20 protein-coding genes are annotated in these 24,015 nt (G+C 66.5%); 8 read left to right on the forward strand and 12 right to left on the reverse strand.

The window, feature by feature from the left end:
* Window positions 1-54 precede the first annotated feature (54 nt).
* Window positions 55-1,368, reverse strand: coding sequence for a putative bifunctional diguanylate cyclase/phosphodiesterase (locus tag ACYVGK_RS01600; RefSeq protein ID WP_460731480.1), 1,314 nt, complete (start codon window positions 1,366-1,368; stop codon window positions 55-57).
* 19 nt (window positions 1,369-1,387) lie between these two features.
* A complete protein-coding gene (locus tag ACYVGK_RS01605) occupies window positions 1,388-2,635 on the reverse strand; it encodes an HD-GYP domain-containing protein (RefSeq protein WP_460731481.1) in 1,248 nt (415 codons plus the stop codon).
* A 142-nt stretch (window positions 2,636-2,777) separates the two neighbouring features.
* On the opposite strand from ACYVGK_RS01605, the gene ubiA reads away from it, so the two are divergent.
* From ubiA to ACYVGK_RS01620, 3 genes are all read left to right on the forward strand, one after another.
* Entirely contained in the window at window positions 2,778-3,692 is a 915-nt protein-coding gene (ubiA, locus tag ACYVGK_RS01610; RefSeq protein WP_460731482.1) for a 4-hydroxybenzoate octaprenyltransferase, read from the forward strand.
* A 66-nt stretch (window positions 3,693-3,758) separates the two neighbouring features.
* Window positions 3,759-3,962 (forward strand): hypothetical protein, encoded by a 204-nt coding sequence (locus ACYVGK_RS01615; protein WP_460731483.1) that lies wholly within the window; start codon window positions 3,759-3,761, stop codon window positions 3,960-3,962.
* Window positions 3,963-4,049: 87 nt separating this feature from the next.
* Entirely contained in the window at window positions 4,050-5,465 is a 1,416-nt protein-coding gene (locus ACYVGK_RS01620; protein ID WP_460731484.1) for a short-chain fatty acid transporter, read from the forward strand.
* A gap of 93 nt (window positions 5,466-5,558) precedes the next feature.
* On the opposite strand, the gene tatC is transcribed toward ACYVGK_RS01620, so the two are convergent.
* The 4 genes from tatC to ACYVGK_RS01640 all read right to left on the reverse strand — a co-directional run bounded on the left by tatC (window position 5,559) and on the right by ACYVGK_RS01640 (window position 8,012).
* Window positions 5,559-6,311, reverse strand: coding sequence for a twin-arginine translocase subunit TatC (tatC, locus tag ACYVGK_RS01625; protein ID WP_460731485.1), 753 nt, complete (start codon window positions 6,309-6,311; stop codon window positions 5,559-5,561).
* Entirely contained in the window at window positions 6,298-6,762 is a 465-nt protein-coding gene (tatB, locus tag ACYVGK_RS01630) for a Sec-independent protein translocase protein TatB (protein WP_460731486.1), read from the reverse strand. The genes tatC and tatB overlap by 14 nt, the downstream gene beginning before the upstream one ends.
* Before the next feature lie 31 nt (window positions 6,763-6,793).
* Window positions 6,794-7,027, reverse strand: coding sequence for a Sec-independent protein translocase subunit TatA (gene tatA / locus ACYVGK_RS01635; protein WP_460731487.1), 234 nt, complete (start codon window positions 7,025-7,027; stop codon window positions 6,794-6,796).
* Window positions 7,028-7,115: 88 nt separating this feature from the next.
* A complete protein-coding gene (locus ACYVGK_RS01640; protein WP_460732415.1) occupies window positions 7,116-8,012 on the reverse strand; it encodes a lipid-binding SYLF domain-containing protein in 897 nt (298 codons plus the stop codon).
* A 199-nt stretch (window positions 8,013-8,211) separates the two neighbouring features.
* Between ACYVGK_RS01640 and hemH the strand changes: the two genes are divergently transcribed.
* Both hemH and ACYVGK_RS01650 read left to right on the forward strand, forming a co-directional pair.
* Window positions 8,212-9,300, forward strand: a complete 1,089-nt coding sequence (gene hemH, locus ACYVGK_RS01645) for a ferrochelatase (protein ID WP_460731488.1) — start codon at window positions 8,212-8,214, stop codon at window positions 9,298-9,300.
* A gap of 17 nt (window positions 9,301-9,317) precedes the next feature.
* Window positions 9,318-10,163, forward strand: a complete 846-nt coding sequence (locus tag ACYVGK_RS01650) for an alpha/beta fold hydrolase (protein WP_460732416.1) — start codon at window positions 9,318-9,320, stop codon at window positions 10,161-10,163.
* 79 nt (window positions 10,164-10,242) lie between these two features.
* Here the strand turns inward: ACYVGK_RS01650 and ACYVGK_RS01655 are convergent, their stop codons facing one another.
* The 4 genes from ACYVGK_RS01655 to ttcA all read right to left on the reverse strand — a co-directional run bounded on the left by ACYVGK_RS01655 (window position 10,243) and on the right by ttcA (window position 13,774).
* The gene (locus ACYVGK_RS01655) at window positions 10,243-10,749 is read right to left on the reverse strand and encodes a hypothetical protein (RefSeq protein ID WP_460731489.1); all 507 of its coding nucleotides are present in this window, start codon (window positions 10,747-10,749) and stop codon (window positions 10,243-10,245) included.
* Between the two features lie 63 nt (window positions 10,750-10,812).
* A complete protein-coding gene (locus ACYVGK_RS01660) occupies window positions 10,813-11,598 on the reverse strand; it encodes a M48 family metallopeptidase (protein WP_460731490.1) in 786 nt (261 codons plus the stop codon).
* Window positions 11,599-11,830: 232 nt separating this feature from the next.
* Window positions 11,831-12,736: a recombination-associated protein RdgC gene (locus ACYVGK_RS01665; protein ID WP_460731491.1), complete on the reverse strand. Its 906-nt coding sequence runs from the start codon at window positions 12,734-12,736 to the stop codon at window positions 11,831-11,833.
* Between the two features lie 141 nt (window positions 12,737-12,877).
* The gene (ttcA, locus tag ACYVGK_RS01670) at window positions 12,878-13,774 is read right to left on the reverse strand and encodes a tRNA 2-thiocytidine(32) synthetase TtcA (protein WP_460731492.1); all 897 of its coding nucleotides are present in this window, start codon (window positions 13,772-13,774) and stop codon (window positions 12,878-12,880) included.
* Window positions 13,775-14,017: 243 nt separating this feature from the next.
* Between ttcA and ACYVGK_RS01675 the strand changes: the two genes are divergently transcribed.
* Together ACYVGK_RS01675 and ACYVGK_RS01680 are read left to right on the forward strand one after the other, a co-directional pair.
* On the forward strand, window positions 14,018-18,598 hold the full coding sequence (locus ACYVGK_RS01675) for a PxKF domain-containing protein (protein ID WP_460731493.1): 4,581 nt from the start codon (window positions 14,018-14,020) through the stop codon (window positions 18,596-18,598).
* A gap of 85 nt (window positions 18,599-18,683) precedes the next feature.
* Window positions 18,684-18,893 carry a YdcH family protein gene (locus ACYVGK_RS01680; RefSeq protein ID WP_460731494.1) on the forward strand — a complete coding sequence of 70 codons (210 nt, stop codon included), beginning with the start codon at window positions 18,684-18,686 and terminating at the stop codon, window positions 18,891-18,893.
* Window positions 18,894-19,061: 168 nt separating this feature from the next.
* Here ACYVGK_RS01680 and plsB read toward each other — a convergent pair whose 3' ends face one another.
* Window positions 19,062-21,836, reverse strand: a complete 2,775-nt coding sequence (gene plsB / locus ACYVGK_RS01685) for a glycerol-3-phosphate 1-O-acyltransferase PlsB (RefSeq protein ID WP_460731495.1) — start codon at window positions 21,834-21,836, stop codon at window positions 19,062-19,064.
* Between the two features lie 135 nt (window positions 21,837-21,971).
* Window positions 21,972-23,066 carry a hypothetical protein gene (locus ACYVGK_RS01690; protein WP_460731496.1) on the reverse strand — a complete coding sequence of 365 codons (1,095 nt, stop codon included), beginning with the start codon at window positions 23,064-23,066 and terminating at the stop codon, window positions 21,972-21,974.
* 223 nt (window positions 23,067-23,289) lie between these two features.
* On the opposite strand from ACYVGK_RS01690, the gene ACYVGK_RS01695 reads away from it, so the two are divergent.
* The gene (locus ACYVGK_RS01695) at window positions 23,290-23,952 is read left to right on the forward strand and encodes a peroxiredoxin (protein ID WP_460731497.1); all 663 of its coding nucleotides are present in this window, start codon (window positions 23,290-23,292) and stop codon (window positions 23,950-23,952) included.
* The last annotated feature ends 63 nt before the right edge of the window (window positions 23,953-24,015 follow it).

Raw genomic sequence — 24,015 nt, forward strand, 5'->3', positions numbered from 1 at the left:
GCCATCGCGGGACCGGCATTCTAGCAGCGATGGCCCGGTCGCGGTCGCGCGACGTCAACCGGTGTTGCGCAATGGGTCCCAGGGGCCGTCCTGCGCGGCCCAGCGCTGGAATTCGTCCAGCTCCATCGCCTTCGCGAACAAATGGCCCTGCACCACGTCGCAACGGCGCTGGAGCAGGGCTGCGAGGGTTTCCTCGTCCTCGACGCCTTCGGCCACGACCGACATGCCGAAGCGATGGGCCAGGTCGATGATCAGCGAGGTGATGTCCGCGCATGAGGCATCGATCAGCAACCCGGCGACGAAGGATTTGTCGATCTTCAGCTCGTCGGCGGGAATGTCCTTGAAGTAGGCCAGGCACGAGTAGCCGGTGCCGAAATCGTCGATCGAGATCCGCACGCCCAGATCGCGGATGCGCGAGAGGATGCGGAAGCTGTGGCGCGGATCCATCACCAGCGAGCGCTCGGTGATCTCCAGCACCAGCTGCACCTCTTCCGACCCCCATAGGTTCAGCGCGTTCTCGACCAGGTCGGGCAGGTCGTCCTGGCCGACGAGCTCGGCTGGCACGTTGACCGCGATGCTGAAGCGGCCGTGCGGATGCTTCCATTCGCCGGCGTGGCGCAGTGCGGAGTTCAGCGCCCAGATGGTCATGCCCTTGATCTGGCCGGTCTGCTCGGCGATGGGAATGAACTGGTCCGGCGACACCAGGCCGCGCGAGCGATGACGCCACCGCATCAGCGCTTCGGCGCCGATCGGTTGCAGGTCGGGCAGGCTCAGCTTGGGCTGGTAGACCAGGAACATCTCGCCGCGTTGCACGGCGCCGTCGAGCTCAAGTTCGAGATCCCAGAATTCGGAGAAGCCGCGCTCGTCCTCGGTATCGGGCGGAAACAGCCAGCGCTGCCCGGTATTGCGTGCCAGTTCCAGGCTCTTCTCCGCCTGGCGCAACAGGAAATCAGCCTGGCTGGCATGCAACGGGCACACCGCCACGCCGACAGTCGCGGTCATGCGCACGGTGCCCTGATCGCTCTGGAAGGGCAGGTCGAGCAGGCGAAAAAGCTTCTGTACTGCGAGCTCGGCATGGCCCACGTTCATGATCCCCGGCAGGATCAGCGCGAAGCGGTTGTCGCCGATGCGCGCGGCGTAATCCTGTGAACGGATCACCTCGCGCAGCTGCCCCGCCACGTATTGCAGCGCGCGATCGCCAAAGTCGTAGCCGTACGTGGTGTTGAGTCGCGCGAAGCTGTCGATGTCGACGATCACCAGCGCGAGATTGGTCTTGCGTTCATTGGCGAAGCCCACGTGCCGGCGCAGCAGCGCGAGGAAGCTGCGGCGATTGTGCAGACCGGTCAGTTCGTCGTCGGTCGAGGGCATGGGGGTGCCGGCTCGACGCTCAGTGCAGGAACAGCTCGACCGGATCGATACCGTAGGCGCCGGTCGGCAAGCCGGTCTTGACGCTGAGCGGGTGGCCCGCGGCGTCGCGCTCCACTTCGCCCAGGTCAAGCACGCTGAACTGCTGCAGCGGCTTCTTGTCGGTGTCGAGCAGCAGCATCACCCGTGGTCGCAGGCGCTTGAGACTGTGCACGTCGGTGACCACCGCGACCTGGCCATTGGATAGTTCCACCAGCGAACCAGTCGGATAGATGCCGCAGTTCTGGATGAACTGTTCGACCAGCTCGGGCTGGAACAGCTTGTCGCGCTGCTGGTAGAGCTCATTGACCGCCTGATGCGGCGACCGGCTCTCGGCATACGGACGCAGGCAGGTCATCGCGTCGTAACTGTCGACGATGCCCATGATGCGGCCGAAGATCGGAATGTCGCCGCCCTGCAGGCCCCACGGATAACCGCTGCCGTCGTGACGCTCGTGGTGGGTCGCGACGATCTCGCGGATCTTCGGGGACAGTCCGGGCGTGCCGTCGACGATTTCCAGCCCGTGCTGCACGTGCTGGCGTACGAGCTCGACTTCCTCCACCGTGAGCGGCTCGCGCTTGTTCAGCAGTTCCAGCGGCAGTCGCGTCTTGCCGACGTCGCACAGCAGCCCGCCGAGCGCGAGCAACTGCAGCTCCGCGCGTTCCAGGCCCAGATGCCGACCAAAGCTGGCCGCCCAGATCGCACAGCCCATCGCGTGTTGGTAGGCGTAGTTGTCGCGCCGCTTCATCTCCTTGAGCCAGACGAAGGCGGTGGGATTGCGAAGGATCGAGTCGATCATCGTGTCGACGCCGTCCTTGAGCTTGTCCAGGTCGAGCCGCTTGCCGCTGTGCAGGTCGGTCATGACCTCGTCGATCGCCGCCTCCAGCGACGCATGCGCCGCTTCGGCCTGGGCGAGCTCTTCCTGCATTTCGACCTGCGGCTTCCATTGGGTCTGGCGCAGCGCGTCGATTTCCGCGGCGGCGCGGCTCTGGCGCACGGCCGCGGGTTCGACGAACGCGAGGAAGCGCGGATTGGGCGTGCTGCCCAGCATCACGTCGACCCAGACGTGGTTGCAGATGCGCTGCAGGGTCGCAATTTCGTCGGGCGACGTGAGCTTCAGCCCCTGCATGAGAAAGGCCGTCTCCAGCCATGGTCGGTCGAGCCGGCTGACATACATCCCCAACGTCAGACCTTGGACCGTGATCCGCACTTCCCTGGATTCGATGTCCATCGCGTTCCCCTCGTGCGCAAGCTAGCCTACGCCCGCCGGCGCGGCGAAACAAAGTGCAGGGTGTGGCCGCTGGTCCGGAATTCGGCGGTGATAGGCGACAATGCCCGCGAGTTCCCCGCCACCTTCCCGACGAGTTGTGAAGATGAGTTACGAACGCGACTACATCCCGATTCCGCCGCCGGTTCCGCACTGGCGCGAGCGCCTGGGCCAGTACTGGAAGCTGGTGCGGGGCGACCGTCCGATCGGTTGGCTGCTGCTGTTGTGGCCGACCTGGTGGGGGCTGTGGCTGGCGGCGAAGGGCGTGCCGCCGTGGTGGACGTTGATCGTGTTCACGCTGGGTGTATGGCTGACCCGCGCTGCCGGCTGCGTGATCAACGACTACGCCGATCGCTGGCTGGATCCGCACGTCGAGCGCACCCGTCAGCGCCCGCTCGCCACGGGCGCAGTCGGCGGACGCGAGGCGCTCGCGGTATTCGCGGTGCTGATGCTGGTCGCGTTCGCGCTGGTACTGACGATGAATCGCCTGACGATCTACATGAGCATCGTCGGCGTGTGCCTCGCGGCGAGCTATCCGTATCTCAAGCGCTACACCTACCTGCCGCAGGTCTACCTGGGCATGGCGTTCGGCTGGGGCATCCCGATGGCCTTCGCCGCGATCCAGGGTACTGTGCCGCCGGTGGCGTGGCTGCTCTACATCGCCAACATCCTGTGGTCGACCGCGTACGACACCTGGTACGCGATGGTCGATCGCGACGACGACCTGCGCATGGGCAGTAAGTCGACCGCGATCCTGTTCGGCGAGATGGACCTGATCGCGCAAGGCGTGCTGTACGGACTGTTCGTGTACGCGCTGTTCCTGGTGGGGCGACGCGCCGAACTGGGCACGTACTTCTGGTATGCGCTCGGTGTCGCCGTCGTGCTGGTCGCGTACGAATTCGTGCAGGCGCGCCGCCGCGATCGCGAAGGTTGTTTCCGTGCATTCCTGCACAACCATTGGGTCGGCCTGGTCGTGTTCGCCGGCTTCGCGCTCGACCTGGGCTTGCGTGCCGCGCATTGAAGTAGACTCGGCCCGTCCGATGGGGATCGGGCCTAGTCCATTTCATCTGCTGTAGGGGAGCGCTGCATGAAGTCCTGGGGTAAGTGGTTTGTCATCTTCGGTGCCGGTTCGTTCGTATTGAACATGCTGGGCATGGAGTTCGTCGTTCTGAGCTGGATCGACAGCTGGGGTCCCACCGTTGGCATCGCCATCCGCGTGGGCTTGATCGTGGCTGGCGCCGCGATGTGGCTGATCGGGCACAAGAAGGAAGCGGCGCAGCCCGCGGGCTGAGCGCCATCCGGACACGACGACGGCCCGCAGCAATGCGGGCCGTTTGCTTATGGCGCAAAGGCGCTCGATGCAGCGCGAGGTGAAGTCATGACGGAAACAGGCAATCCCAGTTGGCTCGCACGTGCGGCCCTGCGCTGCGCCGCATTCGCCGAGCGCTGGTTCCCGGATGCCTGGGTGTTCGCAGTACTGGGCCTGGTCATCGTGGCGATCGCGGCGATGGCCTGCGGGGCCTCGCCGCAAGCCACCGCGCAAGGTTTCGGCAAGGGCTACTGGAGCCTGATTCCTTTCACCATGCAGATGGTGTTCGTGGTGATCGGCGGCTATGTCGTGGCCACCGCGCCGATCGTGGCGCGCGGAATCGAACGGCTCGCACGCTTGCCGCGCAGCGGACGAGGTGCGGTCGCGTTCGTGGCCACGCTGAGCATGCTGACCTCGCTGCTGAGCTGGGGCTTTTCGCTGGTGTTCGCGGGGCTGCTGGTGCGCGCGCTGGCGCGGCGTACCGAACTGCGCATGGACTATCGTGCGGCCGGCGCCGCGGCCTACCTCGGCCTGGGTGCGGTGTGGGCGATGGGATTGAGTTCGTCGGCCGCGCAGCTGCAGGCGAATGCGGCGAGCATGCCGCCCGGGCTGCTGGAGATCACCGGGGTGCTGCCGTTCGCGCAGACGATCTTCCTGTGGCAGTCGTTCGCATTGACCGCGCTGCTGATCGCGGTGTCGGTACTGGTCGCGTACTGGACGGCGCCGGCTGCGACGCAGGCGCGCGTCGCGGACATCACTGTCCTCGTGTCGGACGCGCCTTCGATCCGCCAGGGAACGGCGCGACCGGGCGACTGGCTCGAACACAGCCCATTGCTCACCGTGTTGTTGTCGCTGTTGGCGTTCGGCTGGCTGGCGTCGGAATTCGCGAGCAAACCGCTCACCAGTGCGATCGCCGATCTCAACACCTACAACCTGTTGTTCCTGTCGCTGGGCCTGCTGCTGCATTGGCGGCCGCGCAGCTTCCTCGATGCGGTAGCGAAGGCGGTGCCGGGCACGGCCGGCGTGCTGCTGCAGTTTCCGCTGTACGGCGGCATCGCCGCGCTGCTGACCGGCGTGGCCGGGGCGAACGGCGAAACGCTGGCGCACCGGTTGTCGGAACTGTTCGTGCAGGTCGCTTCGCGGGACAGCTTCGCCCTGGTGATGGGGGCGTATTCGGCGGTACTGGGTTTCTTCGTACCGTCCGGCGGCGGCAAGTGGATCATCGAGGCGCCGTACGTGATGCAGGCCGCGAACGAGCTGCAGGTGCATCTGGGCTGGGCGGTGCAGATCTACAACGCCGCGGAGGCGCTGCCGAACCTGGTCAATCCATTCTGGATGTTGCCGCTGCTCGGCGTACTCGGCCTGAGGGCGCGCGACATCGTCGGTTTCACCTTCGTGCAGCTGCTCGTGCACGTGCCGCTGGTGCTGGGCTTGTTGTGGCTGCTGGGGATGACGCTGGAGTATCAGGCGCCGGTGATGCCGTAGGCCGGCTTCTTTGTAGAGCGGAGCTTGCTCCGCTGCCTTTGGCTTTCGATCTCTTACGACGAAAGCAGCGGAGCAAGCTCCGCTCTACAAGGCTTACGCGGTGGCGTCGCGCTTCGGCGCGACCCATGCGGCCGCAAGGATGCCCAGCTCGTACAGCACGCACATCGGAATCGCGAGCAGCAGCTGCGAGACGACATCGGGCGGTGTGATGATCGCGGCGATGATGAACACGCCGACCACCGCATAGCCGCGCGATTCGCGCAGCTGTTGCGGCGTCACCCAACCCAGCAGCGCGAGGATCACCAGTGCCACCGGTAGTTCGAAACTCGCGCCGAAGGCGAGGAAGATCACCAGCACGAAATCCAGGTAGGCCTGGATGTCGGTCATCATCGACACGCCTTCCGGCGTGACGCGGGTGAGGAAGCCGAACACGGTCGGCAGCACCAGAAAATAGGCGAACGCGCAGCCGGCGTAGAACAGCGACACCGCCGACACCAGCAATGGCAGCGCCAGCTTCTTCTCGCGCTTGTACAGGCCGGGAGCAACGAAGGCCCAGGCCTGGTACAGCAGCCACGGCACCGACACGAACAGCGCAGCGAAGAACGCCAGCTTCACCGGCGCGAAGAACGGCGACGCCACGCCGGTGGCGATCAGGTGACCGCCGGCCGGCAGCTTGGCCAGCAACGGCTTGGCCAGCCAGGCGTACAGCTTGTTGGCGAACGGCAGGAACGCGACGAAGACGATGACCAGCCCGGTCACGGCGCGCAGCAGGCGCGCGCGCAGCTCGATCAGATGATCGATCAGGCGGCTCTGGGTTTGTGAACTCTCGACGTCAGCGTCGTGCATCGGGCCCGGACTCGGCGGGGTGGGCGTGTTCCGTCGTGGCGGCGTGCTCGTCGGTGTGTTCCGCGATGGGCAGTTGCGGCTGCGTCGGTATGGCGTCGGTCGTGGCCGGTGCTTCGGCTCCAGCGCCGCTGTCGTGACCGGGGTTGTCGGTCAGGAAGGCATTGCGCATGTCGGTGCGCGCCTGCTGGATCTGCTGCTGCAGCGCGACGCCGCCCTGGGCGAGCGAATCGCGCGCTTCCTTCAGGTCGGCCTGGGTCTGGCGCAGGCTGCGGCGCAGTTCATCGTCGGCGAGCTCGTTCTCGAGTTCCGCCTTCACCGAATACCACTGCGCGCGCGCACGCCGCACCCACAGGCCGGCGAAGCGCGCGGCCTTGGGCAGGCGCTCGGGGCCCAGCACGAGCAGGGCCACGATCGCGATCATAAAGAGCTCGCCGAATCCGACGTCGAACATGGATCAGCCCGCCTCCGGGCGGGTCCACACGTCAGCGGGGAGTGTGTTCGTCGTCGCGCTGCTGCGACGTCGTGGTGGTGTCGGTGCGCGACTCGTCCCGCAACTGCGCGGTCGGCTTCTTTTCGTCGTCGTCCTGCATGCCCTTCTTGAAGCCCTTCACGGCTTCGCCCAGGTCCTTGCCCACGCTGCCCAGGCGCTTGGTGCCGAACACCAGCACGACGATCACCAGCACGATCAGCCAGTGCCAAATGCTAAAACCGCCCATTGGTAATGCCCTGTGTAATGAATGATGAGGATACCGCAGCTGCGATGACGGCTGCGGTATCCGTTCACATGACCAACGTCACTGCAGTTCAGCGGCGGGGCGTGGTGGTGGGGGCCGGATCCGGCGGCAACGACTCGGTCCGGACGCCGCCATTGACGTCCTGGAACGGTGTGGGCTGGGCTCCGGTGCCTGTCGACGGCGCCGGGACGGTCTGCGCAGCAGCGGCCGTCGGGGCCGATATGGCGGCGCTGCCGGTCGCGGGGGCGGGATTCGACGCCCTGCCACCGCGGCGGTCGCGCGCCAGCGCGCCGGCTTCTTCCAGCGCGTCGCGGAACGCCACGGCCGAGTCGGCCGGACGCTGGCGGGTGCGATTCTCGAAAATCATCCGCGGCGTAGTGCCTTCGCCGTAGACCAGTTGGTTGGCGGCGTCGTCGATCGACAGGATCGCGCCATCGAGGGCGATACCGGCGAACAGGCCGCGCGCACGCGACCAGGACCAGATTTCCGCCTTGAGCTGGCCATCGGTCGCGGTGCCCGCATTGCGGCCCACCGGTCCGGCGGCCACGCCGGCATCGGCGCCGAGGGTGACCTTGCCGTTGACGATGGAGTCGAGACCGCGCTCGCCGCGGAACACCAGCACGATGTCGGCCGACTGCACGCCGGCCTGGAAACCGATGCTGCCACCGGTCAGCTTGACGAAGCTGGGATACGACCAGCTGCCGTCGGGGTTCTTCACCGACACCACGCCGTGCCCGCGCCGGCCGCCGAGCACCAGGCCGACCTTGAGCGAATCGGGCACCACGACGATCGCCTTGGCTTCATCGAACAGCTTGTCCGGAATCGCGGATTCGGGAATGCGCTGCACTTCGCTGAGCACGCGCACCGCGTCGGCCACGCGCTTGTCCTCTTCGGGTCCGGCGGTGGCGGGGCCGGCGAAGGCGAGTGCCAGGGCGAGCGCGAGGGAAACGGCGGACAACTTGGGCAGGACAGGGCGCGACATGGCGACTCCGGCGGCGGGGGATGCGGGCAGGGTAACGGCGGCGTAATGAACAGCGCCACGATAGCGCCGCGATAAAACATGGCCATGGCGCAAGAGTGCCGCCGCAGCGGCTCGGGATGGCAAACCACGATGCCTTTCTCCGCCACACCGTGACGCCCCTTCACCCGACTGTCATCCTATGCCGATGATCGCGCCCACCCCCACGGCAGGCGACAACGCCCACACTTCCGCTACCCGCACAGCATTGGTGCTGGTGAACCTAGGCACGCCCGAAGCAGCGACCGCTGCGGCCGTGCGCCGTTATCTGCGCGAATTCCTTTCCGATCGCCGCGTGGTCGACCTACCGCGCTGGCTGTGGTGGCCGCTGCTGAATCTGGTGATCCTGCCGCTGCGTTCGCTGCGGGTGGCGCACAAGTACGCGAGTGTCTGGATGCCCGGTGGCTCGCCCCTGGCGGTGTACACGCGCCAGCTCGCCGAGGCGGTGCAGCGCGAATGTCCGCAATGGACCGTGCGGCACGCCATGCGCTACGGCACGCCGGCTTTCGCGCGCCAGTTGCGTCAGTTGCGCAGTGACGGCATGCGTCGTGTGCTGGTGCTGCCGCTGTATCCGCAGTACTCGACGACCACGACCGCGTCCGTGCGCGATGTGGTTGCTGCGCAAGGTTGGCCGATCCGCGATGTGGGTTTCGTCGAAGCCGGCACGGCACCGTCGCAAGCCGTGGGTGCCGATGTGCCGATCGTCGACTTCGTCGGCGACTACCACCTCGATGCGGGCTGGATCGCCGCTGTCGCCGATTCGATCCGCGCGCATCGCGCCCGGCACGGCAATGCCGCGCATCTGCTGTTTTCGTTCCATGGACTGCCGCAGCGCCTGGCCGACAACGGCGATCCGTATCCGCAGCAATGCGAAGCCGGGGCGCGCGCGATCGCCGCTGCACTGGGGTTGCGCGAGGAATCGTGGACGCTGAGTTACCAATCGCGGTTCGGTCGCGAGAAATGGCTCGAACCCGCCACCGTCGATACGCTCGCGACCCTGGCCGAACGCGGCATCCGCAGCGTCGACGTGGTCGCGCCGGGCTTCGCCGTGGATTGCCTGGAAACGCTGGAAGAAGTCGCGCAGCAGCTGAAGGATGACTTCCGCGCGCGCGGCGGCGAACTGCGTTACGTGCCGTGCCTCAACGACAGCGTCGCGCATGCGCGCGTGCTGGCGACGATTGCGCGTGACGTCGTGGTGGGATTGCCGAAGGGTGAGCCGATGGGTGATGCGACATGAACAGGTACGCATCGGGCCTGCAAGAAATCGTCCTCGACACCGCCTTCGGCCGTCTCACCGGTTTGCGTGGCGGTGAACCGGGAGGGCGTCCGGTGCTGGCGCTGCATGGCTGGCTCGACAACGCCGCCAGCTTCGTGCCGCTGGCGCCCTATCTGCGCGGAATCGACCTGGTCGCGCTCGACCTGCCGGGCCACGGCGCCAGCGCGCACTTGCCGCCGGGCGCGGACTATTCGCTCGCCGGCACCGTGCACGCGGTCCTCGACGTCGCCGATGCTCTGGGCTGGCAGCGCTTCGCACTGCTCGCGCATTCGATGGGCGCGGCCATAAGCAGCATCCTCAGCGCTGCTGCGCCGGAACGGGTCGAGCGTTTCCTCGCGATCGAGGCGTTGGGCGCCCTGTCGGACACTGCTGATCACACCACGGCACGTCTTCGCGAATCCGTAACTGCCCGGCGTGCCTTGATCGGCAAGCGCCTGCGCGTGTTCCGCGAGATCGACACCGCGGTAAATGCACGCATGGCGGCCAACGGTTTGAGCGAACCTGTTGCGCGGCTGCTAGTGGAGCGCGGCGTGGTCGCCGTCGATGGCGGCTACAGCTGGAGCAGCGATCCGCGCCTGACCATCACCACCGCGGTGCGCATGATCGAGGACCAGGTACGCGACCTGCTGACGCATATCGAATGCCCGACACGGGTGATCTATGCCGATCCACCGCCGCCGTACTTCCCTGATGCACTGCGGCGCGAGCGTGCCGGATTGCTGCGCCACGGCCAGCTGTTCGTGCTGCCCGGCACCCATCATCTCCACATGGAAGATCCGGCTGCGGTGGCTGCGGTGATCGGGGACTTCTTCGTTCGCGGCTGAGGGTCCTTCGGGCGGACTGCGCGCAACGCATCCGTGCGACCTGCGGCCGCACGGGGTCACGCGCTGGATGCTTGATGTGTTACTGCTGCTCAGTCGCGAGCTGATAGCCGACGCGAACACCCTTGCCCTTGTCCTGACCCTGGCCCTCGGAGATGGTCAGGGTCGCATGACGCTTGGCCTTTTCATACATGACGACCTTGGCCTGGGTGCCCCCCATCAGCGTCGTGGATTTCCAGCCCTGCGCCTGCATCTGCGTGTCGGCGGCAGTCGCCACCGCGGTCATGTCGCCGGGCGTCAGTAGATGGACGATTACCGCGTTGGGCATCTCCATCGATGCCTCCACCGTGTAGCTGCTCGGCAGATAGACGTCCTTGGGAAAGCTGGCAGGCAGCGCGGTGCCACCGGCGGTGTTGATCTTCATCTCGCCCTGTTCGGTGCGGATGCTGACTTCGCCCTTGTCGGCGTTGACGTCGGCCTTGTGTCCGGTGCGCGCCTCGATGGCGGCCTCGGCCATGCGCTCGCCGGGCGATTTGCCGCAACTGGCGAGACACAGGGTTGCGAGAGACAACAGGACGATTCGACGCATGATCGGCTCCAGGATGATGCCGCGCGGACGGCGGCTACCGCAGGAACAACGTTACCAGGTCCATCATGCGGCCAGCAGCGCGCGCATCGCGGCCTTGAGCTGGCGGCCCTCGGTGTGGAAGTAGTCCTTCTCGTCGCGCCAGCTGGGAAAGCGCTGTTCCACCTCGCGCCAGAACGCGCGCGAATGGTCCGCGCGGATCAGATGGCAGAGTTCGTGCACCACCACGTATTCGAATGCGCTCGAACGCGCCAGTACCAGCGCCAGGTCCAGTGCGACCGTGCCATTCGGCGCCAGCGAACCCCATTGCGAGCTCATCACCTTCAGGGTGAAGCGCGATGGCGGCCGTGGCAGCGTCGGCAACAGCGGCGGCAGCCAGCGACCGATGTCGGCGCGTGCCTCGGCTTCGTAGAAGTCGCGCAGCGCGCGCCGTAGTGAGGCGATGCGCAGGCTGGCCGGTACGGTGATGTGCAGCGCGTCCTCGTCGCGAGCCAGGCGCAGGGCGCGACCTTCGCTCCACAGCACCGGCAGTTCGGTCCCGCGCAACGGAATGGAGGCGGTCGCATGCGGCTGCAGTCCCGGCGTCGTGCTGCCGTTGCGGGCCAGTTGGGCCATCAGCCAGTCGCCATGTTCGAGCACGAAGCGTTCGCCGGCGATCTCGCTGGCGCGCAGCGGCAGGGTCAGGCGCGCGCCGCGTTCGCTCACGCTGAGCTTGATCCGGCGCGCGCGCGGGTCGCGTACGCGCAGTACGTCGACGGTTTCGCCGTTATCGAGCGTCAGACTGAGGTTCTCGCGCGTCGCCGTCTGCGATTGCACGCGCGGCTTGCCTGCCAGCAGGCGCAGTGGACTCATGCGTGCACGCTCGTCATGGGCGGAAGCATATCGCGGCGACGACACGGCGTAGCCGCGCATTCAGCGGTAATCGTTGGCATCGAGTTCCTGCAGGAATTGGCGACGCGGCGCTTCCTGCAGTCCGCGCGGCGAGTGATCGCCGTGCCCCGTGTCGGAGCGATGTCGGGGGAATGGACGGGGCTCCGCCCGTCGGTCGCAATACAGAGGACGGGCCGGAGCCCGCCTCGCATTCTTAGGCTTCGGCCTTCGACAGCTTCAGCGCCTTCTCCAGTACCGCGAACAGGCGCTTCACTTCGCCGCTCATCAGCGCGAAGCGCGCGTCGAGTTCGGCGTGCAGGTCTTCGCGTTCGGTCGATTCGAGCTGGTCGACGGCACCGTCGAGCAGCTTGAACTTGCGCACGACCAGGTCCTCGCCGAGTACGAACGAGACGTGGTCATCCAGGGTCAGCGCGAGGCGGGTGACCTGCTTGCCGGACTCCAGGTGCTTGGTGATCTCGTCGCTCTGCAGCTCCATGCGCTGCACCTTGACCACCGCGCCCTGGTCGATCGGGTCGCGCAACTCGCATTCGTCGCCCAGCGACAGGCCTTCCGGCAGCGGCTCACCCGCGACCCAGCCGGTCAGCACGCTGCGCGGCGCGACTTCCGCATTCAGCGGCAACGCGGGGAAACTGCCGAGCGCGCGGCGGATCTCGCTGACCACGTTCTCGCCGTTCTTGCGGCTGGACGTATCGACCACGACGATGCCGTGCTCGATATCCAGCAGCGCATCGGTGCGACTGGGTTTCACGAACGCGCGCGGCAGCAGGTCGGTGATCAGCTCGTCCTTGATCCGCTTGCGCGTGCGGCCCCCGGGCTTGCGGCCTTCCTTCGCTTCGATTTCTTCGAGCTTCTTCGCCAGCATGTCATTGACCACGGCGCCCGGCAGCAGGCGGTCTTCGCCGCCCATCGTCAACCAGATCGCGTCGCGCTGACGCGCAGCAAGCACTTCGCTGTCACGGCCGAACGGCGAGATGAAGCCGCGACTGGACAGTTCCAGCGGACCGACCGGCTTGAGCTGGCACTCGTTCAGGCCGGTGTCGAGGTCGTCGAGCTTGTGGGTGGTGGGGAAACGGAACAGCGTGAGGTTGCGGAAGAACATTCAGTAACCATTCGTTGAAGCGGAGCGCGCGCTGTCGCATCCGAGTGCTGGCTTCCCTGCCGTGGTTCGTGTCCGGTCGTGCCGGACCCGTGTTGGATTGCAGTCGCTCCGGTCAAGGAGCGGCTGGCGATTATCCGCGACTCAGGCGCTGTCGTCGCCGGTTGCGTGCGACTCGCCGGCCAGCCAGGCATGTGCGTCCGGCAGCGACGCCTCGCCGTGCCGTCCCAGCGCGAGGAAATCGAACAGCTTGGCGTCGTTCAGCTGCGAGGGGCGGACGTCGCCCAGCGCGCGCGCGATGGTCTCGATGCGGCCAGGCGTCTCCTTCTCCCAGGCTTCCATCATCCGCTTGACCTGCTTGCGCTGCAGGTTCTCCTGCGAGCCGCACAGGTTGCACGGGATGATCGGGAACTGCTTCGCCTCGGCATACGCGCTGATGTCGTCCTCGCGCACGTAGGCGAGCGGACGGATCACCACGTGCTTGCCGTCGTCGCTGAGCAGCTTGGGCGGCATGCCGCCGAGCTTGGCGTGGAAGAACAGGTTGAGGAAGAAGGTGGCGACCAGGTCGTCGCGATGGTGGCCCAGCGCGATCTTGGTGAAGCCGTGCTCCTCCGCGTACGAATACAGCGCGCCGCGGCGCATGCGCGAGCACAGCGAGCACATGGTCTTGCCTTCCGGGACCACGCGCTTGACCACCGAGTAGGTGTCCTGCTCGAGGATCTTGTACGGCACGCCGATCGATTCGAGATAGGCCGGCAGGATGTGCGCGGGGAAATCCGGCTGCTTCTGGTCCAGGTTTACCGCGACCAGTTCAAACTTGACCGGCGCCTTCTGCTGCAGTTGCAGGAGGATGTCGAGCATGGTGTAGCTGTCCTTGCCGCCTGACAGGCACACCACCACCTTGTCGCCGTCCTCGATCATGCCGAAGTCGGCGATCGCGCGACCGACCTGATGACGCAGGCGCTTGGCGAGTTTGTTCACCTCGTGCGCCTGCTTCCTGGCGCGCGGAACGGGCTCGAGTAGGGGCAGGGTCACGCTCACGAAAGCAGGCTCACGAAAACAGGGCTCGGGACAGGCAGTGCGGTGGTCATTCTACCGTCGTGGTCCGGGCCTACCCTCGGCGTCACTGTCGCGGTCTGTGCGACGCGGTTTCGGCATCATGCTGTGACGGCGGTCGCATTGGCTCTGGCATACTCGTTAAGCCGAGCGCATCGAGGCAATGGATCGCCGGACTGGTCAGTACGCGGCCTGACGCGTACAGGGGAACAAGGACTTGGGGGTTCGATGAGCAATCGGCTCGGCCGCGCGTTGCGCGGTCTGTTTTTCGCGTGCCTGGGATTGGCGACGCTGCCCGCAATGGCGCAGCTCCGCCAGGAAGGCGCGATTCCGGATGGACGTGGTGGGGTGGGCGTGCTGGCAACCGGCATCCACCACACCTGTGGCCTGCGCCAGGACGGCAAGGCCTCGTGCTGGGGCGACAACTACGACGGTGAAGCCAAGCCGTTGCCCGGCACTTTTATCGAGCTAAGTGCCGGCTTCCAGCACACCTGCGGCCTGCGTGGCGACGGCAGCGTGGAATGCTGGGGCCAGGGCTACTCGCTGCCACCGGGTGCGCCGCCGCCGCCGCCGGGCATGCCACCCAAGCCGTCGCCGATTCCAACCGGCACCTACACCGCGCTGGCATCCGGCATGTCCACCACCTGCGGTCTGCGTGTGCGCGAGCAACCGTGGCAGAACCCCGAAGGCAACGTCGTGTGCTGGTCGGCCAACGGCTGGAACCAGCTGCCATCGCCGCCGCCGGGGGATTTCGTCGCGCTGAGTCTGGGCGACAACTTCGCCTGCGGCCTGCGTGCCAATGGTCGCGCTGAATGCTGGGGGGCGATGAATCCACAGCAGGTGCCCACCGAGAACGGCTTCATCGCCATCACGGCGGGCGCGATGCACGCCTGCGGTCTGCATCCCGACGGCAGCGTGCGTTGCTGGGGCGAGAACTGGGCCGGTCAGGCCACGCCGCCGGCCGAACTGTTTACCGCGATCGGCGCCGGAGTGAGCCATACCTGCGGTCTGCGCCCCGATGGTCATGTGCAGTGCTGGGGCGAGAACTGGGCTAACCAGAGCACGCCACCGTCGCAGGACCGCTTCATCGCGCTCAGCGTCGGCGCGTTCCATAACTGCGGCGTGCGCATCGATGGGACCGTGGCCTGCTGGGGCGACGTGCGTTGGAACGTCAACTACGAACCGGGCCCGCCGCCGCCGGGTCCGCCGTACATGCCGTGGGAAGGCGTCTTCAGCATGGGCCAGCTGGCCGCGGGCGACCATCATCACTGCCAGATCACTCCGGACGGCCGCCTCAGCTGCTTCGGTGGCTTCAACCCCGATCCGGCGCCCGGCAAGCACTTCAGCGCTGCGAGCAGTGGCTTCGATGCGACCTGCGCGCGTAATGAGCTCGGATCGCTGCAGTGCTTCGGCAACAACGACATGGTGCGCGAAAACCTGCCGGCCGAGCCGCTGCGCCAGTTCGATCTGGGTTACGAACACGCCTGTGGTGTGCTCGCCCTGGATGGTCGCGCCCAATGCTGGGGTCGTGAGACCAACGGCAAGACCATCGCGCCGCAGGGGCTATTCCGCGGCCTCAGCGCCGGACTGATGCACAGCTGCGGCGTCCGCTTCGATGGCCATGGCGAATGCTGGGGCTACAACGGCGACGGTCAAACCAACGTGCCGATGCTGCCGCCGCTGCCGCCGCTGCCGCCGATGTCGGAGCGTGGCTTCCTCAGCATCCAGGCCGGTGAGCGCAACAGCTGCAGCCTGGACAGCGACCTGCACATCCGTTGCTGGGGCATGGGGCCGTCCCTGCCGTTCGATCCGACCCAACCCGGCGAGCTGCCCGAATTCGCCACCTTCCGCGCACTGTCGGTCGGCACGAATCACAGCTGTGCGATTCGCACGAACGGCCGCCTGCTGTGCTGGGGCGCCAATTGGAGCGGGCAACTGCAGAATGTTCCGGAAGGCACTTTCGTGGCGGTATCGGCAGGCAACTTCCACACCTGCGCGATTCGCACCGACGGCCGCCGCGAATGCTGGGGCGAGCCGTGGATGACGCCGCGACTGGTGCTCGATCCGGACAACCTGCGCGGCATCCGTCCGGGCGAATACCTCAACGTGCAGTTCCAGCTGCGCAGCGAGTCGCCGTACCCGGTGCAGAACCCGACCTATTCCATCGTGGCCGGCAGCCTGCCCTGGGGCTTCTTCCTCGATCCGAACGGCATCCTGCACGGCACCTGGCACGAAACCGGCCGCTACCCGATCACCGTGGAAGGCCGCGATCAGAACGGCTTTGCCGTGCGTCGCGACTACGTGCTGTCGATCGACGACACGCCGCCGCTGATCGAACCGCAGATCACCGGCACCGCGGGCGACAACGGCTGGTACGTCAGTCCGGTCGAAGTGAGCTGGGCGGTGACCGATCCCGAGTCGGAGATCCGCTTCAAGTACGGCTGCGATCCCGTGCAGGTTCAATGGGAAACGCCGGATGCGGGCTTCTTCTGCCACGCCGAGAGCGCTGGCGGCCTGACGCACAAGGAAGTGCACGTCAAGGTGGACCAGCTTCCGCCGCACGTGTCGGTGCGTTCGTTCACCGCCAATGGCGCGCTGGCCACGATCGAGTTCGATGGCTTCGACCCGCTTTCCGGACTCGCCGGCTTCGAGTGTTCCATCGATGGCGGCGCCTTCGCGGCGTGCGCCTCGCCGCTGCAGCGCACGTTCGCGCCGGGCGTACACGAGATGCTGATCCGTGCGGTCGACGCCGCCGGCAATCGCAGTGCGCCGACCTACAAGAACTGGTTCACCGACGCCACCCCGCCCCAGGTCTTCGCGACCGCGACCGGTCAGCAGGGCCTGAACGGCTGGTACACCGGCAACGTGCAGATCCAGTGGCAGGTGCGCGACGACGAAACACCGGTCATGTCGATGGTCGGTTGCGAACCGGCGACGCTGAGCAGCGACGCGCTGGGTGCGACGTTCACCTGCACTGCGACCAGCCAGGGCGGCAGCACGACGCAGCAGATCACGGTGCGTCGTGACGCGACCGCTCCGGACACGCGACTCATCGCGAAGCCGGCAGCGGTCATCAATGCCACCAGTGCGACCTTCGAGTTCGATGGCAGCGATGGCACTTCGGGTGTAGTTGCTTACGAATGCCGCTTCGACAGCAGCTATCAGTGGCAGCCGTGCACCTCGCCCAAGCGTTACGACAACCTCGCCCATGGTCGTCACTCGTTCTATGTGCGCGCCATCGACGCCGCGGGCAACCGCGACGAACTGGAAGCGGGCTATCCCTTCACGGTCGACACCACGCCACCGCAGATCATCGCCGGGCAGTCGGCCAACTGGGGCAGCAACGGCTGGGCGATCGGCGACGTGCAGGTCAGCTTCGCGATCTACGAACCGGAGTCGACCTACACGCAGACGCCGGAGTGCGATGCGCGCACTGTGAATGCCGACACCACCGGCACGCAGATCACCTGCAGCGCGACCAGCATCGCCGGAACGTCGACCAACACGATCACCGTGCGTCGCGACACCGTGGCGCCGGACACGCACTTCACCGCCACGCCGGACAATGGCAGCAGCGGTAGCGCGAGCTTCGTGTTCGCCGGCGACGATGCCACTTCGGGCATCGCCAGCTACGAATGCAGCCTGGACGGTGCGGCGTATGTCGCCTGTGCCTCGTCGTTCACCGCCGACGTGGCCTCCGGCACGCACACCTTCTCGGTGCGTGCCGTGGACCAGGCCGGTCTTCGCGATGCGAGCCCGGCTAGCCATGTCTGGACCGTCGATGCCACCGGGCCCACGGTCACGCCGAGCGTGACCGGTACGCTCGGCAACAACGGCTGGTACGTGGGTGATGTGCAGATCAGCTGGCAGGTGGCCGATCCGGATTCGAGCGTCAGCAGCACCGGTTGCAATACGGTGCAGCTGACCAGCGACACCTCCGGCGCCACCTTCACCTGCACCGCGACCAGCGTCGGCGGCACCACGGTCCGCAGCGTGACCGTGAAGCGCGATACCACCGCCCCCGTCATCACCGCAGCCGCGACCACCGCGCCGAATGCAGCCGGTTGGTACAAGAGCGATGTCGCCGTCGGTTACAGCTGCAGCGATGCCGCTTCCGGTGTCGTCGCTTGTCCGGCCGCACAGGTGCTCGGTGGCGAAGGCAACGCGATCGCTTCCGCGCCGCGCAGCGTGACCGACGCGGCCGGCAACAGCGCGACCAGCAATGTGGTCACGGTGAAGATCGATCGCACCGCGCCGACCCTGGCGCCGGTAGTCACGCCGGGCACGCTGCTGCTCAACGCCAATACCAGCGCCCTGCCGAATGCGAACGACGCGCTGTCGGGGTTGTCGACCAAGGATTGCGCGATGCTGGCGACCGCCAGCGTCGGCAACAAGACCGTCAGCTGTACTGCGACCGATCTGGCCGGCAACACGGCCACGGCCGCGGCAGCCTATCGCGTGGTCTACGGCTTCCAGGGCTTCAATACGCCCGTGCAGAACCCGTCGGTGCTCAACGTGCTGAAGGCCGGCCGCTCGGTATCGCTGCGTTGGCGCGTGGTGGATGCACAGGGCGCTCCAGTGTCCAACCTGACCATGGCCAATGTCGGTTCAACCGTGATCGGCTGTCCCGTCGCCACGGAGAATCGCATCTACACCTACGGCGGCAGCAACGCTCAGCTGCAGAACCTCGGCAATGGCTATTACCAGCTCGACTGGATGGCCGCCGCGTCACTGCGCAACCAATGCCGCCGCCTGGACCTTTACATTGGCGACGGTGAGCCCCGTCCGGCGCTGTTCAAGTTCAACTGAGGCACCCGGTGCGGCAGTTTCGACTGCCGCACCGTACCGCGCGGAATGTCATGCGCCGGCCGCGGCGGCAGCGTAAGCTGACGCCATGATCGAACTCGACGATCCCGCCGCCATCTCGCGCAAGCTGACCGAGCTCAAGCTCGAGCACCGCGATCTCGATCTCGCTATCGAACGGCTGACCGCCGATGCATCCGCCGACGAATTGAGCGTGAAGCGCCTGAAGAAGCGCAAGCTCTGGCTGAAGGACTGCATCGCGAAGCTGGAATCGGCGTTGATTCCCGACGAACCCGCCTAAGCCGTAGTGCCGAGCCTGCTCGGCACGCCGTTGATTCGTGGCAAGAGCGTGCCGAGCAGACTCGGCTCTACGCGCGGTCCAAGGTGGTCTCGATTGCGCATGCGCAATCACCGCGCAGACGCGCAAAAAGAAAGGCGGGCCGAAGCCCGCCTTTTTCCTGCGTGCGGATCACGCCGCCGGCGCGTCCGGCTTGCTCGTCTCCGGACTGATCTTCTCGATCGTGTGCCGCAACTCGCGGCCGAGAATGACCTTCGCGTCCTTCGCCCACGTCGCCAGGCGCTGATCGAAGGCGAGCTTGCTGTTCTCGTCGGGCCACACCAGCTTCAGTTCGCGCAGCTTCTGGATGAAGCCGCGGAACAGCGACTTGTCGAAGAACTCCGGCGCGGCCGGCGCATACAGCAGCGACAGGCGTTGCGCGGCGAGATGACACAGGCTTTCCAGCTCACCCGCGCCGAGCGTGCCGGCGCCGTTCTTGGCGAGCACCGAAATCGCGATGTAGTAGCGCTCGAACGCCTGCTGCAGCGAGTGTCCGATGGCGCGCAGGCGGAACACTTCGTCGGTCTGTCCTGCGTTGCGCGCGAGGATGCCACCGTCGTCATCGCCGACGCGCTCAAGCAGGCCTTCGCGTACGAACAAATCGACCGTGCTCGTCAGGCGCTCGCCGAATTCCGCTTCCGTCCATGGCAGGAACAATTCGGACTGCAGGAACGGATATACGCTGCGTCCGAGCTCCAGCACGCGATTCAGGCTCATCCGGCGGTTGTGCTGGAAGCAGCACGCGATCCATGCCGGCGCGGTGTACAGGTGCAGCACGTTGTTGCGGAAGTAGCTGAGCAGCACCGCCTTCTCATCGTCGACGCCGAGCACGTCGCCGAGCGGGTGCTTGGTGCGCTCCAGTACATTGATTTCCTCGCCGTGCGCGATGATCTGCTCGGGCGTGTGTGGCGTGACGGTCACGCGATCGGAGTACGGAAGATCGGCGAGCAGCTTCTGCGACAGTGCGATCTGCGCGCGCAGGTCGGCTTCGCCCATCGCATGCTTGGGCGTGGACAGCAGCGCCAGCGCGAGCAGGTTGATTGGGTTCACGTCCGCAGCGCGATTGATGTTGATGTTGATGCGCTGGGCGAGCGTGTCGACGGTGTCGGCCAGCCACTTGGGCTTTTCGTCTTCCGGCACCGGCTTGCCGTCCCATTCCGGCGCGTGCTCGCCGAGCACGTCGTTGAGCTTGATCGGCTCACCGAAGTTCACCACCACTTGGCCGTAGTTGCTGCGCAGCACCTTGGGGATGCCGCTGAGCAGCTGCCAGATCGATTCCTTCTCCTTGGGCTTGCCGGTGAGCTCGTCGAGGTAGCTGTTGCCTTCCATCAGCTTCTCGTAGCCGATGTAAACCGGCTGGAACAACACTGGACGCGTGGGTTGGCGCAGGAAGCCGCGCACGGTCATCGACACCATGCCGCCCTTGGGCTGCAGCAGGCGACCCGTGCGCGAGCGCCCGCCTTCGACGAAGTATTCGATCGAATAGCCGCCAGCGACGAGCTGGGCGACGTATTCACTCAGCACCGCCGAATACAGCGCGCTGCCGCGGATGCTGCGGCGAATGAAGAACGCGCCGCCCTTGCGCAGCAGCGTGCCCACTACCGGCAGGTTGAGGTTCACGCCGGCGACGATGTGCGGCGGCACGATCCCCTTGGTGTAGAGCAGGTAGCTCAGCAGCAGGTAGTCCATGTGGCTGCGATGGCAGGGCACATAGACCACTTCGAAACCGGGCGCGTCCTGCTTGAGCTTGTCGAGGTGGTGCACGAGCACGCCGCGATAGATGCGGTTCCACACCGACGTCAGCAGAAAACTAGCCGAACGCACTACCGGATGCGAATAGTCGGCGGCGATCTCGTAGGCGAAACCGTGCGCCTTCTTCCAGGCTTCGGTCAGCGAGGTCTTGTCGCGCGCGGCCTGGTCGGCGATGGCTTCCTTGACCGAATCGGCGGCGAGCACGCTGTCGATCAGCAGGCGTCGCGTCGACAGATCGGGACCGATGATCGCGGCGCGCAGTCGATGGAAATGCGTGCGCAGCACGCGTGAGAGCTTGCGAACGGTGCGCTCGGGCGGCAGGTCTTCCTCGATGATCTCGCGCAGCGAGACCGGCGGGGCGAACTGCACGAGGGTGTCGCGGCCGTTGAGCGCGATCGCGAGCAGGCGGCGGAAGCGGCCGACCAGGGTCCAGTTTTCAGAAAACAGCACCGAGAACCAGCCGCTGCTCTTGTCCGGCGCGCGACCGACGAAGATCGACACGGGTACCAGCTGCACGTCGAGCTCGGGATGCTTGCGATGCGCTTCGAGCAGGCGCGCGAGCGAACCCGAATGGGTCTTCGCCGAAGGCGGCGTGCTGGTCTTGGTGCCGGTGATCGTGTCGGTGATCGTGTCGGCCAGCGGCGCCAGCGTGCTGACGTTGCGACGCGACAGCGCGAGGTAGGCGCGCTTGCGGCCGAGCGGGTCGCCCGGCAGTTGCTGCAGCGGGGTGGGCAAGCCGGCCTGGCGGCAGGCACGCTCGAGGATCAGCGCGTTGGAGACGCCGTAGTCCTCGAGCACGTAGCAGACCGGACGCCCGCCCAGGGCGGCGACGTGATCGGCCGGGGAGGCGGGTTCGATGTTGAGTTCGACCCACGGTTCCAGCAGCCAGCCGAGCAGGCGTGCCCACAGCGGGCGTCGGCCGGGCGCCGGGGGGCGCGGGTCGGCGGCGAAGCCGGGCGGGGCGGTAGGGACGGGCGCTTCGGTTGGGTTCGAGGCGGATTCGCGGTCAGCCCGGGGCGCTTCGGTCGGTGCGTCCGGCTGGCCCGCCTCGTTCGGTGCCGCCGCGGTTTCGGCGCGGGGGGGTGTCTGGGATTCGTCCGGCCGACCCTGCTTGGGAGTGGGATCGTCCGGGAAAAGGGAAGTCTGATTCGGCATTCCGGGGATTATGCCGGTGCCCGCCCGCGATAGCGCCCGGCAACCGTAGAGCCGATGCCGCGCGCGCGGCTGGGAACGGCAAACAATCGCCTCGACGTCGTCCTGGTGCTGGCCCGCGGCCGCCCCCGGATCCGCCTATCGGACCTGACCCCCGGCGTGGCTTCGATCCGCCACGACCCCCGCCCCTGCTTCCGTCTCCGCCCGCCGCAGCAAATCGCTGAGGTACCACCGTCCCTCGCGGCGCTCCATCTGCACGAACGCGTCGATCGGATGCCCGGCCAGCGTGTACTGCACCCGTACCCGCGCTTGGTCGCCGACTTGTTCGGTCAGTGTGATCTTCATGCCGGACAAGGCCGCATCGAAGTCGAGGCCGTATTGGGATAACCCCCGTTCCACGCGGACGAAGAAGGGACCGAGTCGTTCCAGACTGCGCTCCATGCCCGCCCGACGCAGGCCGTCCGGCCCACCCAGGCCGGTGGCGCGGGCAGCCAGGGTGATCTGCGGAATCAGCCGACGGGCGCGGGCCGGATCGCCCAGCGGCGCGCGCTGGCCCCAACGGGCCAGTGCAGCGATCAGCTGGCGGTAGTGGTCGCGCTCGGTATCGCTGTAGGCGGCTTCCTTGGACACGTATTGCGTGGTGAACAAGCCAAGCGTGGTCGCCGCGGTGCGGATCTCGGTGTCGGCTCCGGCGAACTGGCGGCGATAGGCGGCCAGCAGCTTCTGCTCCGAGCCCGGCTCGGCCAGGGCGGTCATGAAACCCTGGAACTTCTGGTCCAACGGCAGTTCGGTGAGCGGCCACAGCGTCCGCCCTTGCGTCCAGGCCGTCTCGAGCCGTGAATGCAGCTCTGGCGGGACGGCATGACGGGCGTACGCGGCGAGGTCGTCGCGCTGCAGATCGTCCACGAGTTGCTGCACCGCCAGCGCGGGCAGCGTCGGCGTGTCCTGCGTCGGGCCGTTGCGGTTGCAGCCGGCGGCAAAAACGGCCAGCCCAGCAAGGCGCCGGCGATAGCGCGTCGGATCGGAGTGGACATGAATGGCGGTTCCCCAGTGCCCCGGGAGTGTGGTCGGGGGAGCGGGGGCGGGCAAGCCGAGCCGGTCGCGATTCGGCAAAAAGAAAGGGAGGCCGAGGCCTCCCGCAATCCGGCCGAGGCCGGTGGACTTGGTTGTGGCGCGATTCCGATCGAGACCGGATGGCGACAGGGTAAGTCGGGTCCCGGCTTTAAGCAACACTTTCTTTAGTCATTGTAACTATCTGATTTTTATAGATGCCTAGTTCTATGGGTGACACCCGATGCGTGGTCGCTCTGTCTGCCATGGGCGGGCGTATAAGAGAGCCCGCAGCGTGCCTGCGCTGCAGGCGGAACCGTCCGCACGTTTCGAGCGCGCCCCTCGAACCGCGTCGCCGGCCGCGCCGCTCCCCACCGGGCGCCAGCACGGCAACAGGAGATCGACCATGGCACTCAGGATTGGCGACACTGCCCCGAACTTCACCGCCGAAAGCACTGAAGGCCGCATCGCCTTCCATGAGTGGCTGGGCGAGTCGTGGGGCGTGTTGTTCTCGCATCCCAAGGATTTCACCCCGGTCTGCACCACCGAACTGGGCTGCATGGCCAAGCTCAAGCCCGAGTTCGAAAAGCGCAACGTCAAGGTCATTGGCCTGAGCGTGGACTCGGTCGACGACCACAAACGCTGGGCCAACGACATCCGGGAAACCCAGGGCTTCGCACCGAACTATCCGGTGATCGGCGATTCCGACCTGCAGGTGTCGATGCTGTACGACATGCTGCCCGCCGACACGCAGGGCGGCGCGGCCGGCCGCACCCCGGCCGACAACCAGACCGTGCGCACCGTCTTCGTCATCGGGCCGGACAAGAAGATCAAGCTGGAACTGGTCTATCCGATGACCACCGGGCGCAACTTCGACGAAGTGCTGCGCGTGATCGATTCGATGCAACTGACCTCGAAGTTCAAGGTGGCCACACCGGTCAATTGGAAGCCGGGCGAGGACGTGATCATCGCGGCATCGGTATCGGATGAAGACGCGAAGCAGCTGTTCCCGGAAGGATGGACGGCGAGCAAGCCGTACATCCGCATGGTGCATCAGCCGCACGCATGACATAACGAGCTTGCCGGCGCGCGCCTGGTGTCGCGCGACGACGGGTCAGACGAGCCGCAGCGC

This window comes from Lysobacter tyrosinilyticus, assembly GCF_054779815.1.